Here is a 14,958-nt window from a genome sequence, read left to right on the forward strand (position 1 = left end):
CGGGGTGTCGGAGGGATTGACATGTGCACGTGTGGCCGGTGTCATGTGACTGCTTTCGTTTGATCCCGTTGGCTTCTGCGCCTTTCCCCCTTCATTGGAGCCGCACATGTCCCAGAGATCACACATGATCAGACACCGACTCGGCGCGTCCGTCGCCTCGTTCGGGCTGCTGGCCACCGGTGCCGGGGCGGGCACCGTGGCCGTGGCCGCGACCGTGGCGGTCTCCGCGCAGGTGGTCACCGCCACCGGTGCCTCGGCCGTGGACAACGGCCTGGCGCGTACCCCGCAGATGGGGTTCAACAACTGGAACACCACCGGCTGCGGGTCGCAGTTCAACGAGGCGATGGTCAAGGGCATCGCCGACCTGTTCGTCTCCTCGGGCCTGAAGGCCGCCGGGTACACGTACGTCAACCTCGACGACTGCTGGGCGCTGCCCAGCAGGGACGGGTCGGGCAACCTGGTCGCCGACCCCGCGCGCTTCCCCGACGGGATCAAGGCCGTCGCCGACTACGTCCACTCCAAGGGCCTGAAATTCGGGCTCTATTCGAGCGCGGGGACCAAGACCTGCAACAGCGCGGGCTTCCCCGGCGGGCTCGGCCACGAGCAGCAGGACGCGAACCTGTGGGCGTCGTGGGGCGTGGACTACCTCAAGTACGACAACTGCAACAACACCGGCGTCGATGCCCAGCAGCGGTACAAGGCGATGGGCGACGCGCTCAAGGCCACCGGGCGGCCGATCCTGTACAGCATCTGCGAGTGGGGCTCCAACCAGCCGTGGAACTGGGCGCCTGCGATCGGCAACTCGTGGCGTACGACGGGTGACATCAGCGACAACTGGTCGAGCATGATCGGCAACGCGCACCAGAACCAGGCGCTGGCGCAGTACGCCAAGCCGGGCGCGTGGAACGACCCGGACATGCTGGAGGTCGGCAACGGCGGCATGAACGACACTGAATACCGCACCCACTTCAGCCTGTGGGCGCAGATGGCCGCGCCGCTGCTCATCGGCAGCGACATCCGCAGCGCGACCCCGGCGACCATGGCGATCCTGCAGAACACCGACGTGATCGCCGTCGACCAGGACCCGCTGGGCAAGCAGGGCACCGTGGTCTCGTCCTCCGGCGGCCTGGTGGTGATGTCCAAGCAGCTGTCCAACGGCGACCGCGCGGTGACCCTCACCAATGAGAACGGGTCCGCCGCCACGGTCAGTACGAGCGCCGCCGCGGTCGGCATGGCGTCGGCGTCGTCCTACCGGCTCGCCAACCTCTGGACGAAGGCCCTCAGCAGCACCAGCGGCAGCATCTCGGCCTCGGTGCCGGCCCACGGCACCGTCATGTACCGGGTCTCGGCGGGCAGCGGCAGCAGCACGGGCACCACGCACCCGCTGATCAGCGCCTCCTCCCACCGCTGCCTGGACGCCGCGGGCGGCGCGACCACCCCGGGCACGGCGATCGACATCTGGGACTGCAACGGTGGCACCAACCAGGCGGTGACCCTCACCGCCGCCGGTGAACTGCGGCTGTACGGCGGCACCCAGTGCCTGGACGCGTACAACAACCAGACCGCGGCCGGCACCAAGGTCGAGCTGTGGACCTGCAACGGCGGGGCCAACCAGCAGTGGCGGCTGAACCCCGGCGGCACCGTCACCGGCGTCCAGTCGGGCCTGTGCCTCGACGTGACCGGCGGCGACAAGCCCGCGGGCAACGTCAACGGCACGGCGCTGGAGCTGTGGAACTGCAACAGCGGCGCGAACCAGCAGTGGAGCCTGGGCTGACCCACAGGTCACCCGCCAGGTCTCCCGCCTGACATCTCGCCTGATATCTCGCCGGGCCTCCCGCCGGACGTCCCGCCAGGTCCCCCGCCACGTCACGCGGCGGGGGACCGCCCGGCCGCCGTGCGGCTACGCCCCGGTCACGCCCGCGATCAGCTCGTCGGCCGCCGCGTACGGGTCGAGGGCGCCCTCGGTCACGCGGGCGGCGAGCGCCGACAGGCGCTGATCGCCGTGCAGGCTGCCGATACGGGCCCGCAGCGCGGTCAGCGCGATCGTCTCGATCTCGTGGGCCGCGCGGGTGCGGCGGCGCTCGGTGAGGACGCCGTGCTCCTCCATCCAGGCGCGGTGCTTGTCCAGCGCCTGCACCACCTCGTCGATGCCCTCGCCGCGGGCGGCCACCGTCTTGACGATGGGCGGGCGCCAGTCGCCAGGGCCGCGGGACTCGCCCAGGCCCAGCATGTGGTTCAGCTCGCGGGCGGTGGCGTCGGCGCCGTCGCGGTCGGCCTTGTTGACGACGTAGATGTCGCCGATCTCCAGGATGCCGGCCTTCGCGGCCTGGATGCCGTCGCCCATACCGGGGGCCAGCAGCACCACCGAGGTGTCGGCCTGCGCCGCGATCTCGACCTCGGACTGCCCGACCCCGACCGTCTCGACCAGGATCACCTCGCAGCCGGCCGCGTCCAGCACCCGGATGGCCTGCGGGGCGGCCCAGGCGAGGCCGCCGAGGTGGCCCCGGGTCGCCATGGAGCGGATGTAGACGCCCGGGTCGGAGGCGTGCTCCGACATGCGCACCCGGTCGCCGAGCAGGGCGCCGCCGGAGAAGGGCGAGGACGGGTCGACCGCCAGCACCCCGACCCGGCGGCCCGCCTTGCGGTAGGCGGTGACCAGGGCCGAGGTGGAGGTGGACTTGCCGACGCCGGGCGGGCCGGTGAGGCCGACCACGTACGCGCCGCCGGTCAGCGGCGCGAGCGCGGCCATCACCTCGCGCAGCTGCGGGGACGCCCCCTCGACCAGAGAGATCAGCCGGGCCACGGCCCGCGGCCTGCCCTCCCGGGCCTGCTCGACCAGTGAGCGGACGTCCACCATCCCCGCAGTCCTCCGTCGTCAGTCGGTTCCGTCGCCAGCCGGTCCGGCGGTCAGTCAGTGCCCCGGTCCCAGCCGCGGCCGGTCAGTGCCCCGGCCCGAGCCGCGGCCGGTCGGCGCCCGGCCGGCCGGTCCCGCCGCCGGTCAGGCCGCCGGCACGTGCAGGATCAGCGCGTCGCCCTGGCCGCCGCCACCGCACAGCGCGGCGGCGCCGGTGCCGCCGCCGCGGCGGCCCAGCTCCAGGGCCAGATGCAGAACGATACGGGCTCCCGACATCCCGATGGGATGGCCCAGGGCGATCGCGCCGCCGTTCACGTTCACCTTTTCAGGTGTCACGCCCAGGTCCTTCATGGACTGCACGGCGACGGCCGCGAAGGCCTCGTTGATCTCGATGAGGTCGAGGTCGGCCACCGTCAGACCCTCCTTGCCCAAGGCGTGGGCGATGGCGTTCGAGGGCTGGGACTGGAGCGAGTTGTCGGGGCCCGCGACATTGCCGTGCGCGCCGATCTCGGCGATCCACGGCAGGCCCAGCTCCTCGGCCTTGGCGCGGCTCATGACCACCACGGCCGCGGCGCCGTCGGAGATCTGCGAGGCGGTGCCCGCGGTGATCGTGCCGTCCGCGGCGAAGGCGGGGCGCAGCCGGGACAGGGACTCCGCGGTGGTCTCCGGGCGGATCCCCTCGTCCTGGCTGAAGACGACCGGGTCGCCCTTGCGCTGGGCGACCTCGACCGGGGTGATCTCGGCGTCGAACAGGCCGTTCTTCTGGGCTGCGGCGGCGCGCTGGTGGGACAGGGCGCCGAAGGCGTCCTGCGGGGCGCGCTCGATGCCGAGCCGGGTGTTGTGCTTCTCGGTGGACTCGCCCATCGCGATGTTCTCGTAGGCGTCGGTGAGGCCGTCGTGGGCCATCGAGTCGAGCATCTCGATGGCGCCGTACTTGAAGCCGGACCGGGAGCCCGGCAGCAGGTGCGGGGCGTTGGTCATGGACTCCTGGCCGCCGGCCACCACGATGTCGAACTCGCCGGCCCTGATCAGCTGGTCGGCGAGCGCGATGGCGTCCAGGCCCGACAGGCACACCTTGTTGACGGTGAGGGCGGGCACCGACAGCGGGATGCCGGCCTTGACGGCGGCCTGGCGGGCGGGGATCTGGCCGGCGCCGGCCTGCAGCACCTGGCCCATGATCACGTACTGCACCTGGTCGCCGCCGATGCCGGCCCGCTCCAGCGCGGCCTTGATCGCGAAGCCGCCGAGGTCGGCCCCGGAGAAGCCGCGCAGGCTGCCGAGCAGTCTGCCCATCGGGGTGCGGGCACCCGCGACGATCACCGAACGCGTCCTGTTGGTCATGGTGCGGCCCCTTCGGCTGAAGAGAGGAGGTTAACGAGGGTTAGCGTCAATGTACTGGCGGGTACAGGCCACGTCACCCGGCGAAGCGTGTGATGGCGCGCACGTTGCGTAATCACCGCCGCTGCGGTGCACTGGCTCCATGCTGACGCGCATCGACCACATCGGGATCGCCTGTTTCGACCTCGACGCGACCGTTGAGTTCTACCGTGCCACGTACGGCTTCGAGGTGGCCCACCGCGAGGTCAACGAGGAGCAGGGCGTGCGCGAGGCGATGCTGCGGATCAACGGGACCTCCGACGGCGGCGCCTCCTACCTCCAGCTGCTCGAACCCATCCGCGAGGACTCCCCGGTCGGCAAATGGCTGGCCAAGAACGGCGAAGGGGTGCACCACATCGCCTTCGGCACCGCCGATGTGGACGCCGACGCGGCGGAGATCCGCGGCAAGGGGGTCCGGGTTCTCGACCCCGAGCCGCGGCACGGCTCGATGGGCTCCAGGATCACATTCCTGCACCCCAAGGACTGCCACGGGGTGCTCACCGAACTGGTGACCGCCGCCGCGAGCCCGGCAGAAGGCGATCAGGACCCTCAGGACCACTGACCCGGACCCCGTCCTGCCCGGTAGAGTGACCGGGCCGACCGGGGTGGGCTCTGGGTACGCTCCCGCTCCGCGCCGTTGATCTGACACCATTCTTCTTACGGCCCTGGATTCAAACAGGGTCACGGAGAATCTCACCCGGTTGGCGGGTGAGAACGCCAGGAGACCGATGGGACCGCGGAGTGCGGGGCAACGACAGCTACCAAGCTGACGACCACCTCTCTCAGCTCGAAGCCGAGATGGACCGGCTTCGTACCGAGCGGGGCAAAGCGGTCGACCACGCCGACGACCTCGGATACCAGGTCGAGGTGCTGCGCGCCAAGCTGCACGAGGCGCGGCGCATGCTGGCGTCCCGCCCTGCCTACGACAACATCGGGCACCAGGCCGACCAGCTGCTGCGCAATGCCCAGATCCAGGCCGACCAGCTGCGCACCGACGCCGAGCGGGAGCTGCGCGAGGCCAGGGCGCAGACCCAGCGGCTGCTCCAGGAGCAGGCCGAGCACCAGTCGCGCTTCGAGGCCGAGTGGCACGCCGAGGCCATCGCCAGGCGCCGCCAGCTGGACGAGGAGCTGGCCGACCGCAGGGCCAACGTCGAGACGCACGTCAACGAGAACGTGGCGTGGGCCGAGCAGCTGCGGGCCCGCAGCGAGTCGCAGGCCCGCCGGCTGCTGGACGAGACCAGGGCCGAGTCGGAGGCGGCGCTGGCCGCCGCCCGCGCCGAGGCCACCCGGGTCGCCGAGCAGACCAGGGACCGGCTGACCGCCGACGCCCAGGCGGCCCGCGCGGAGGCCGAGCAGCTGCTGCGCAGGGCCCGCACGGACGCCGAGCGGCTGCTGAACGCCGCCTCGGCGCAGGCCCAGGAGGCGACCACCGAGGCCGAGCAGCTGCGGACGTCCACCCGCAGCGAGTCCGACGAGGCCAGGAACCGGGCCACCGAGCTGTCCCGGCTGGCCGAGGAGCGCGTCCGGGAGGCCGACGAGGCGCTGCGTACGGCCACCGCGGAGGCCGAGCGGCTGCGCGAGGAGGCCGCCGCCGGCGCCGCCAAGCGCCTGGCGGCCGCCGAGACGGAGAACGAGCAGCGCACCCGTACCGCCAGGGCCGAGATCGCCCGGATGGTCAACGAGGCGACCAAGGAGGCGGAGGCCGCCAAGGCGGAGGCCGAGCAGACCGTCGCCGACGCCCGCGCCGAGGCCGAGCGGATCCGCACCGAGGCGCAGGAGGCGGCCAGGGCCGCCGCGGCCGAGGACGCCGCGGCCCAGCTGGCGCAGGCCGCCCGCTCCGCCGAGGAGATCCTGACCAAGGCCTCGGAGGACGCGCGCTCCACCACCAGGTCGGCCGGCGAGGAGGCCGAGCGGATCCGCGGCGAGGCGGAGGCCGAGGCCGAGCGGCTGCGCAGCGAGGCGGAGGCCTCCGCGCAGGAGCTGCGGGGCGCAGCGCAGGACGACACCGCGGAATACCGCGCCAGGACCGTCGAGCAGCAGGAGGAGGCCAGGCGGCTGCGCGGCGAGGCCGAGCAGCTGCGGGCCGACGCGGTCGCCGAGAGCGAGCGCATCCGCGGCGAGGCCCGCCGCGAGGCGGTGCAGCAGATCGAGGAGGCCGCGAGCAAGGCCGAGGAGCTGCTGGCCAAGGCCAAGGCCGACGGCGACGAGCAGCGGCAGAGCGCGTCCGCCGACGCCGAGCGGATGCGTACCGAGTCCGTCGAGCGCGCCTCGGCGCTGAACACCAAGGCCGAGGAGGCGCTGCGGGCCGCCCGCGCGGAGGCCGAAGAGCTGCGGGCCGAGGCCGAGCGGCAGGGCGCGGCGGTCAAGGAGGCCGCCGAGCAGGCCGGCGCCGAGCTGCGGGCCGAGGCCGACACGGCCGTGGCCCGGCTGCGCGAGGAGGCCGAGGCCGATCTGGCCCGGCTGCGCGAAGAGGCCGAGGCCCGGGTCGGCGCCGCCGAGCAGAACCTGCGGGACGCCGCCACCGAGGCGGACCGGATCCGCGCGGAGGCGGCGGAGGAGGCCGACCGGCTGCGCCAGGAGACCGCCGAGCGGATCCGTACGCTCCAGGAGCAGGCCGAGGCGGAGGCCGTACGGCTGCGCGACGAGGCGGCGGCGGACGCGGCGCAGACCCGCGCGGAGGGCGAGAACGTCGCACTGCGGGTGCAGGCGGAAGCGGCGGCGGAGGCCGAGCAGCGGCTGACCTCGGCGCAGGAGACGGCCGACCGGGTGCGCGCCGAGGCGGCCGCCGCGGCGGAGCGCCTCGGGGTGGAGGCCGCGGAAGCGCTGGCCGGCGCCCAGGAGGAGGCGGCCCGGCGGCGCAGAGCGGCGGAGGAGCTGCTGGCCACCGCGCGCGGCGAGGCCGAGCAGGAGCGTGCGCAGGCCCGCAGGGAGAGCGAGGAGCTGCTCGCGGCGGCCCGCAAGCGGGTCGAGGACGCGGCGGCGGAGGCCGACCGGCTGGCGGCCGAGGCCGAGCAGCGGGCCGGCGAGCTGGTGGCGGGCGCCGAGGCGACCGCCCAGCAGGTACGCGACGCGGTCGGGCATCTGCACCAGGAGGCCGAGCAGGAGATCGCCGGGCTGCGTTCGGCGGCCGAGCACGCGGCCGAGCGGGTGCGCGCCGAGGCGCGGGGCGAGGCGGACCGGCTGCACGCGGACGCCAACTCCGAGCGGGAGCGGGCCGGTCAGGACGTGGCCCGGATGCGCAGCGTGGCCAAGGAGGAGACCGAGGCCGCCAAGTCGCTCGCCGACCGTACGGTCAACGAGGCGATCGAGGAGGCCGACCGGCTGCGGTCCGAGGCCCGCGACGACGCCAACCGGATGCGGACGGACGCCGCGAACCAGGCCGACCTGCTGGTCGGCAAGGCCCGCGAGGAGGCCGACCGGCTGGGCACCCTGGCCAGGCAGGCGCTGGAGGGCGCCGAGCGGGACGCCGAGGAGTCGCGCACCGCGTCGCAGCGGATACTGGACGAGGCCAGGCAGGCGGCCAACAAGCGCCGCAGCGAGGCGGCCGAGCAGGCCGACGAGCTGGTCGGCAAGGCGCAGGCGGAGGCCCGCCGGGTCGCCCAGGCCGCGGAGGAGCAGGCCGACACGATGGTCGGCGCCGCCCGCGGCGAGGCCGAGCGGCTGGTCAACGAGGCCACCGCCGAGGGCAACGGCATGGTGGAGCGGGCCCGGACCGACGCCGATACGCTGCTCGGCGAGGCCCGCAGGGACGCCACCACGATCAGGGAGCGCACCGACGAGCTGCGCCGCCGGGTGGAGTCCGAGGTGGAGGCGCTGCACGACCGCTCCCGCAAGGAGGCCGCCGAGGCGATGCGGGTGGTCGGCGAGCGGGTCGACAAGCTGGTGGCCGCCGCGTCCGAGCAGTTGCGCGAGGCCGAGCAGAAGGCCGCCGAGATCAAGTCCACCGCCACCTCGGAGGCGAGCAAGGTCCGTATCGCGGCGGTGAAGAAGGTCGAGAACCTGCTCAAGGAGGCCGAGCAGAACAAGACCGAGGCGGAGCGGGAGGCCGAGCGCGTCAAGGCGGAGGCGCGCGCCGAGGCCGACCGGATCGTGACCGAAGGCCGGCGCGAACTGGACATCCTGGTCCGCAGGCGCGAGGACATCAATGCGGAGATCGGCCGCGTCCAGGACGTGCTGGAAGCGCTGGAATCGTTCGAAGCACCGGGTGGCGCAGCCAAATCAACGAAGAGTACGGTCTCCGCGGGAGCTGCTGCCGGTTCCGCCCGAACGGGCGGCAAGCGCAACGACGATGCGCCACTCGATTGAGCGGTCATTCTCCATGCCGAATGCGCAATGGCTCGGTGACACGCCGCTGAGCCCCCTAGGATTCCCTCTATCACCTCACCGGTCTGAATCATCGACAGGAACCTCATGAGCGACACTTCCTCCCCCTTCGGCTTCGAGCTCGTGCGTCGCGGATACGACCGCGGACAGGTGGACGACCGCATCACCAAGCTCGTCGCCGACCGAGACAGCGCGCTGACACGGATCACCGCGCTGGAGAAGCGCATCGAGGAACTGCACCTCGAAACCCAGAACGCCGCGGCTCAGGTGAACGACTCCGAGCCCTCCTACGCCGGTCTCGGCGCCCGGGTGGAGAAGATCCTCCGGCTGGCCGAGGAAGAGGCCAAGGACCTGCGTGAGGAGGCCCGCCGTGCCGCCGAGCAGCACCGCGAGCTGGCCGACTCGGCCGCCGCCCAGGTGCGCAACGACGCGGAGGCCTTCGCCGCCGACCGCAAGTCCAAGGCCGAGGACGAGGGCGCCCGGATCGTCGACAAGGCGAAGGGCGACGCGACGCAGCTGCGCACCGACGCCCAGAAGGACGCGCAGGCCAAGCGCGAGGAGGCCGACGCGCTCTTCGAGGAGACCCGCGCCAAGGCCGCCCAGGCCGCCGCGGACTTCGAGACGAACCTGGCCAAGCGCCGCGAGCAGTCCGAGCGCGACCTGGCGTCGCGTCAGGCCAAGGCGGAGAAGCGCCTGGCGGAGATCGAGCACCGCGCCGAGCAGCTTCGCCTTGAGGCGGAGAAGCTGCGTACGGACGCCGAGCGCCGCGCCCGCCAGACGGTGGAGACCGCGCAGCGCCAGTCCGAGGACATCGTCGCGGACGCGAACGCGAAGGCCGACCGGATCCGCAGCGAATCCGAGCGCGAGCTGGCGGCGCTCACCAACCGCCGCGACAGCATCAACGCGCAGCTGACCAACGTGCGCGAGATGCTGGCCACGCTGACCGGTGCGGCCGTCGCCGCGGCCGGCTCGCCCGACGACGAGCCGATCTCGCGCGGCGTCCCGGCCCAGCAGTCCCGCTGACCTCAGCGGAAGCACGTCGCAGGCGTTTTTCCGGCACCCCCGCACGCTCGCGTGCGGGGGTGCCGCGGTGTCTTGCTAGCCTCGCCCCCATGATTGAGTTGCAGGGGCTCACCAAGCGGTACGGGGACAAGACCGCAGTCGACCATCTGACCTTCACCGTGCGCCCCGGCGTGGTGACCGGATTCCTCGGGCCGAACGGCGCGGGCAAGTCCACCACGATGCGGATGCTGCTCGGCCTGGACTCGCCCACCGGAGGCTACGTCCGCATCGACGGCAAGCACTACGCACAGCTCAGCGAACCGCTGAAGCACATCGGGGCGCTGCTGGACGCCAAGGCGATCCACGGCGGGCGCACCGCGTACAACCATCTGCTGTGCATCGCGCAGTCCAACCGCATCCCGACCCACCGGGTCGACGAGGTGCTGGAGACGGTGGGGCTCACCGCGGTGGCGCGCAAGCGCTCCAAGGGGTTCTCGCTGGGCATGGGCCAGCGGCTGGGCATCGCGGCGGCGCTGCTGGGCGACCCGGAGATCCTGATGTTCGACGAGCCGGTCAACGGGCTCGACCCGGAGGGCATCCACTGGATCCGCAACCTGATGAAGGGCCTGGCCGCGCAGGGCCGCACCGTCTTCGTGTCCAGCCATCTGATGAGCGAGATGGCGCTGACCGCCGAGCATCTGATCGTCATCGGCCGGGGGCGGCTGCTGGCCGACACCTCGATGGCGGACTTCATCGAGAAGAACTCCCGCAGCTACGTACGGCTGCGCAGCCCGCAGCCCGAGCGGTTCAAGGATGTGCTGACCGCGGCCGGGCACCGGGTGCTGACCACCGGTGACGGCGCCTTCGAGATCGACGGCACGGACGCTGCCGAGCTGGGCGAACTCGCCGCGCGGCATCAGCTGGTGCTGCACGAACTGAGCCCGCAGCGGGCGTCGTTGGAGGAAGCGTTCATGCAGCTGACCGCCGAGTCGGTCGAATACCACGCGCACGGCGCGGTGACGCCGGGCGGGCCCGCGCAGGGGCTGCCGCAGGCGCCGGCCGCGCCCGGGCAGCCGCCGGCTCAGCCGCAGGCGGCGCCACCGCCGCCGGAGGACCAGCCGCCGGGGCGGCCGCCGCAGTCCGGCGGCGGGCAGCAGTGGGGCGCCCAGTGGCGCAACCCCGGCTCAGGAAAGGGGCGTTGACATGGCTGCCGCAACCGCTGTCCTCCAGTCCGAGTGGACGAAGATCAGGTCGGTCCGCTCCACCATCTGGACGCTGGCCCTGGCCTTCATCGTGACCGTCGCCCTCGGGGCGGTGATCTGCCTGGTGTTCGACAACAACTGGGACTCGATGTCGGAGGGCGACCGGGCCACCTTCGACCCGACCAACACCAGCTTCTTCGGCATGTCGCTGGGCCAGCTCGCACTGATCGTCTTCGGTGTGCTGGTCATCTCCAGCGAGTACAGCACCGGAATGATCCGCACCTCGCTGGCCGCGGTGCCGCAGCGCGGTTCCTTCTACGTCTGCAAGGTCGCGGTGGCGGGCGCGCTGGCGCTGGTGGTCGGCATGGCCACCAGCTTCATCGTCTTCTTCCTCGGCCAGTCGCTGCTGGGCTCGCACAAGGCGCACATCGGAGACCCGGGGGTGCTGCGCGCGGTCTTCGGCGCCGGGCTCTACATGACGCTGCTGGTGCTGCTGTGCGTGGGCGCGGCGGCGATGCTGCGCAGCCCGATGCTGGGCCTGGGCATCCTGATGCCGTTCTTCTTCCTGGTCTCGCCGATCCTGTCGGCGGTGCCGAAGGTGAAGACGGTCGCGCGCTACTTCCCCGACCAGGCGGGCCAGAAGATCATGCAGGTGGTGCCGTCGAACGACGATCACACCTCGTACGGGCCGTGGGGCGGCATCGGCATCATGGCGGTGTGGGTCGCGGTGGCGCTGATCGGCGGTTACGTGGTGCTCAGGCAGCGCGACGCCTGACAGCTCCGCTCCGTACCTGGGCTCCGCTCAGTACCTGGGCGCGTTACGGGACCGCTGCACCCTGCTGGTGCGGCGGTCCTTGGCGTTCCAGCAGGCCCGGTGCCAGTGCCGGCGGTCGTCGAGGCCGTCGTATTCGCGCCAGGCCACCACGTGCCCGACGCCGGGCGGGATCTCCTGGTCGCAGCCGGGGCAGCGGTAGTGCTTGGTGGAGGCGGCGCCGGCGACCGGCCGCACCACCCACTCCTCGCCCTGCCACTCCTCGGTGCCGGAACCGCCGACCCCGGACTCCTGGCTGCGCTCCGCGGGGCGCTGGGCGCCGTGCGGGTGGTTACGTCGCGGCGACACGGTGCACCTCGCGCTCTGCTGGCTTCGCGGACGGCATCCAGGGTACGCGCCGCATGAGCGGGTACCCGAACGGGCGCATCCGCCGCGCCACTGCCGAAAATCATGAAAACGCCGCAGAAGGCCGTGCCTTTGGCACGTGCCAGGCGTTAGTGAGGGCAAGGAGGGGTGGGCGATGCGCGTTGGGACGTTCGTACTCGCGGCTCAGTTCCCCGGTCAGGGCCAGGCCGAGCCGCTGCACCGGGCGATATCGACGGCGGAGGCCGCGGAGGAGGCCGGGCTGGACGCGGTCTGGCTGGCCGAGCACCATTTCGTGCCGTACGGGGTGTGCCCGTCGGCGGTGACCCTGGCCGGGCTGCTGCTCGGCAGGACCCGGCGGATCGGCATCGGCACCGCGGTCAGCGTGCTGCCGACCGCGCACCCGGTGGCGCTGGGCGAGCAGGCGGCACTGCTGCACCTGGCCTCCGGCGGACGCTTCACCCTCGGGGTGGGGCGCGGCGGCCCGTGGGTGGACCTGGAGGTCTTCGGCGGCGGCAGGGCCGCGTACGAGCACGGTTTCCCCGAGTCCCTGGACCTGCTGCTGCGCTGGCTGCGCGAGCCCTCGGTGGGCGCGCGCGGGCCGCGGTACTCCTTCCCCGAGGTGCCGGTGGTGCCGCGGCCGGACGAACTGGACTCGGCCGGCGCGGGTGACGGCCCGCCGGTGGTGGTGGCGTGCACGTCGCCCGGCACCGTACGGCTGGCCGCCGAGCGGGGGCTGCCGATGCTGCTGGGCATGCACTGCGGTGACCAGGACAAGGCCGCGATGGTGGCCCTGTGGCGGCAGCACGCGCTGGAAGCCGGCCACAGTCCCGACGCGGTCGCCGCGGCCGGGCACGTCTCCGCCGGGGTGGCCCAGGTCGCCGACACCCGCGCGGACGCGGTCGAGACGCTGCTCAAGGCGATGCCCGGCTGGCTCCAGCAGGGCCTGGCGGCGCACCGTACGGTCGACGGGCGCGCGCGGACGATGCGCGACCCGCACGCGTACACCGAACTGCTCTGCGACCTGCACCCGGTCGGCCCGCCGCGGCTGTGCGCCGACCGGCTCGCGGCGACCGCGGAGATCACCGGCATCACCCGGTTCGCACTGCTGGTGGAGGGCTCGGGCGACCTCGCGGCGACGTTGCAGAACGTCGCACGTCTCGGCGGTGACGTGCTCCCGGAACTGGCCTGATCACGTGTACGTGGCCCGTCACGGGAGTACGCCCCGTTGTGCCGGCCGGCCTTGATCGACTACGGCTCCCGCGCGTGCGGCGCGGGAGACGTCAGCAGTCCCGGAACTCCGGTGACTGGTTCAGCACTTGCGACCGGACCGAAGTGAACTTCTGGTAGCTCTCGCCGACCGCCGGGTCGAGCGGGAAGACCGCCACCCGGTGGCAGTTCTGGAACGCCAGCCGCACTCCGAAGTGCCGCTGCAGTGCACCGCGTATCGCATCGCTCGCCAGCGCGCGGAGCAGCTGGCCACGGTCCTTCTCACTCGGCGGCGGCACCTGGTTGTCCGCGAAGTTCCCTCCATCGACCTTGAGTTGTGCCACCAATGAGCTGATCAGCTCCCACGCGTAAGGGAGGGACGTCCGGACGCAGTCGACGAATTCCTGCTCGTCGACCTCGCCTCGCTCGGCCTGTTCGAGGAGGGCCGGAGAGACGTCGAGCGACATGGGTTCTCCTCTCGGTGACCCCGTAGGCGCACGGGGTCGTACGGACGGGATCCGGAGCAGCGACCGCGCCTCCAGCGCGGCGGCCTCCGGCCTTCACCGTAGGGTTGGAATGCGGAAGGCACCAGGAGGGAGCACCCACAACCGGCCAAGTTTCGGCGGCTGCCCGTAGTCGGCCGAACCCGTACAGTCCCGGCCGCGGCGGGGCCGAATCGCGAACCGCCGGCCGCGTCCAGTAGCGTGGCCCACCATGCGCCTCGTGATCGCCCGCTGCTCCGTCGACTACGCGGGCCGGCTGTCCGCCCACCTTCCGTCCGCCACCCGGCTGCTGCTGATCAAGGCCGACGGCAGCCTGTCCGTGCACGCCGACGACCGTGCCTACAAGCCGCTCAACTGGATGTCCCCGCCCTGCACGCTCAAGGAGGGCGACGACGGTGTCTGGACGGTCGTGAACAAGGCGGGCGAGCAGCTGATCATCACGATAGAAGAGGTCCTGCACGACTCCTCGCACGAACTCGGCATCGACCCCGGCCTGATCAAGGACGGCGTCGAGGCCCATCTTCAGGAGCTCCTCGCCGACCGCATGGAGGTGCTGGGCGACGGCTGGACCCTGATCCGCCGCGAATACCCCACCGCGATCGGCCCGGTCGACATCCTCTGCCGCAACGCCTCGGGCGGCACGGTCGCCATCGAGCTGAAGCGGCGCGGCGACATCGACGGCGTCGAGCAGCTCACCCGCTACCTCGAACTCCTCAACCGCGACCCGCACCTGGCGCCCGTGAAGGGCGTCTTCGCCGCCCAGGAGATCAAGCCCCAGGCCCGCGTCCTGGCCACCGACCGCGGCATCGACTGCGTCGTCCTCGACTACGACGCCATGCGCGGCATCGAAGACGACAAACTCCGCCTCTTCTGACCCCCCGGCCCTCCCCGCCCCGCGCCCGGTACGGCGACCCGCGGCGCGGGGCTCGCTGCGTGCGCGTCACGGCACCCTCCGCCGCGTGACGGCTACCGACATCGACACCCGGGGCTGCGGGCTGCCCGGCCGTCGCACTCGCGATTGAGGCCGGCCGGAGGGACGTAGCACCGAGAGGGTGCGCCCACCCCGACTGCTTCCACCGGAAGAGGTTCGAAAGTTTCGGGAATCTCGGGGTGATGGCTGCGCTGCGGATGGCGGCTTCATGAGTCTGCCGCAAGGCCGGTCGACCATGGGTGGCCGGTGACCAGCGATGACGCAGACCCACAGGGGTCTTGAGGGTGGCGACGCTTTCGGAATTCTCGGCGAAAGTGTTGACAGTGGGGCGGGGCGGTTCAACACTGTCGCCGTCGACAGGCGCACCAACTGTCGGTCCGGGGCACCTTCGTGGCCCGGTCGCTCGGTCGCCGACCGGTCGG

The 14,958-nt window shown here is 72.4% G+C and carries 12 protein-coding genes; 8 read left to right on the plus strand and 4 right to left on the minus strand.

The window, feature by feature from the left end:
* The first annotated feature begins 124 nt into the window (after positions 1 to 124).
* Complete coding sequence (locus tag OHA86_RS11035; RefSeq protein ID WP_329174574.1) at positions 125 to 1,774, plus strand: glycoside hydrolase family 27 protein; 1,650 nt, start codon at positions 125 to 127, stop codon at positions 1,772 to 1,774.
* 126 nt (positions 1,775 to 1,900) lie between these two features.
* Here the strand turns inward: OHA86_RS11035 and meaB are convergent, their stop codons facing one another.
* Positions 1,901 to 2,857 carry a methylmalonyl Co-A mutase-associated GTPase MeaB gene (meaB, locus tag OHA86_RS11040; RefSeq protein WP_329174576.1) on the minus strand — a complete coding sequence of 319 codons (957 nt, stop codon included), beginning with the start codon at positions 2,855 to 2,857 and terminating at the stop codon, positions 1,901 to 1,903.
* A 141-nt stretch (positions 2,858 to 2,998) separates the two neighbouring features.
* Positions 2,999 to 4,195 carry an acetyl-CoA C-acetyltransferase gene (locus OHA86_RS11045; protein ID WP_329174578.1) on the minus strand — a complete coding sequence of 399 codons (1,197 nt, stop codon included), beginning with the start codon at positions 4,193 to 4,195 and terminating at the stop codon, positions 2,999 to 3,001.
* A 139-nt stretch (positions 4,196 to 4,334) separates the two neighbouring features.
* Here OHA86_RS11045 and mce point away from each other — a divergent pair, with 139 nt between their 5' ends.
* From mce to OHA86_RS11070, 5 genes are all read left to right on the plus strand, one after another.
* Positions 4,335 to 4,793: a methylmalonyl-CoA epimerase gene (mce, locus tag OHA86_RS11050; RefSeq protein WP_329174580.1), complete on the plus strand. Its 459-nt coding sequence runs from the start codon at positions 4,335 to 4,337 to the stop codon at positions 4,791 to 4,793.
* Between the two features lie 179 nt (positions 4,794 to 4,972).
* Positions 4,973 to 8,536 (plus strand): polarized growth protein Scy, encoded by a 3,564-nt coding sequence (gene scy, locus OHA86_RS11055; RefSeq protein WP_443071696.1) that lies wholly within the window; start codon positions 4,973 to 4,975, stop codon positions 8,534 to 8,536.
* Between the two features lie 105 nt (positions 8,537 to 8,641).
* Complete coding sequence (locus tag OHA86_RS11060) at positions 8,642 to 9,577, plus strand: cellulose-binding protein (protein ID WP_329174582.1); 936 nt, start codon at positions 8,642 to 8,644, stop codon at positions 9,575 to 9,577.
* An 89-nt stretch (positions 9,578 to 9,666) separates the two neighbouring features.
* Complete coding sequence (locus tag OHA86_RS11065; RefSeq protein ID WP_329174584.1) at positions 9,667 to 10,758, plus strand: ABC transporter ATP-binding protein; 1,092 nt, start codon at positions 9,667 to 9,669, stop codon at positions 10,756 to 10,758.
* Between the two features lies 1 nt (position 10,759).
* Positions 10,760 to 11,533 (plus strand): ABC transporter permease, encoded by a 774-nt coding sequence (locus tag OHA86_RS11070; protein WP_329174585.1) that lies wholly within the window; start codon positions 10,760 to 10,762, stop codon positions 11,531 to 11,533.
* Positions 11,534 to 11,560: 27 nt separating this feature from the next.
* On the opposite strand, the gene OHA86_RS11075 is transcribed toward OHA86_RS11070, so the two are convergent.
* A complete protein-coding gene (locus OHA86_RS11075; protein ID WP_329174587.1) occupies positions 11,561 to 11,878 on the minus strand; it encodes an ATP/GTP-binding protein in 318 nt (105 codons plus the stop codon).
* Between the two features lie 172 nt (positions 11,879 to 12,050).
* Here OHA86_RS11075 and OHA86_RS11080 point away from each other — a divergent pair, with 172 nt between their 5' ends.
* Complete coding sequence (locus OHA86_RS11080) at positions 12,051 to 13,085, plus strand: LLM class flavin-dependent oxidoreductase (RefSeq protein ID WP_329174589.1); 1,035 nt, start codon at positions 12,051 to 12,053, stop codon at positions 13,083 to 13,085.
* 91 nt (positions 13,086 to 13,176) lie between these two features.
* On the opposite strand, the gene OHA86_RS11085 is transcribed toward OHA86_RS11080, so the two are convergent.
* Entirely contained in the window at positions 13,177 to 13,569 is a 393-nt protein-coding gene (locus OHA86_RS11085; protein ID WP_329174591.1) for an SCO5389 family protein, read from the minus strand.
* A 247-nt stretch (positions 13,570 to 13,816) separates the two neighbouring features.
* On the opposite strand from OHA86_RS11085, the gene nucS reads away from it, so the two are divergent.
* Positions 13,817 to 14,479, plus strand: coding sequence for an endonuclease NucS (gene nucS / locus OHA86_RS11090; RefSeq protein WP_329174593.1), 663 nt, complete (start codon positions 13,817 to 13,819; stop codon positions 14,477 to 14,479).
* Positions 14,480 to 14,958: the final 479 nt, after the last annotated feature.

Source organism: Streptomyces sp. NBC_01477, assembly GCF_036227245.1.
GTDB lineage: Bacteria > Actinomycetota > Actinomycetes > Streptomycetales > Streptomycetaceae > Actinacidiphila.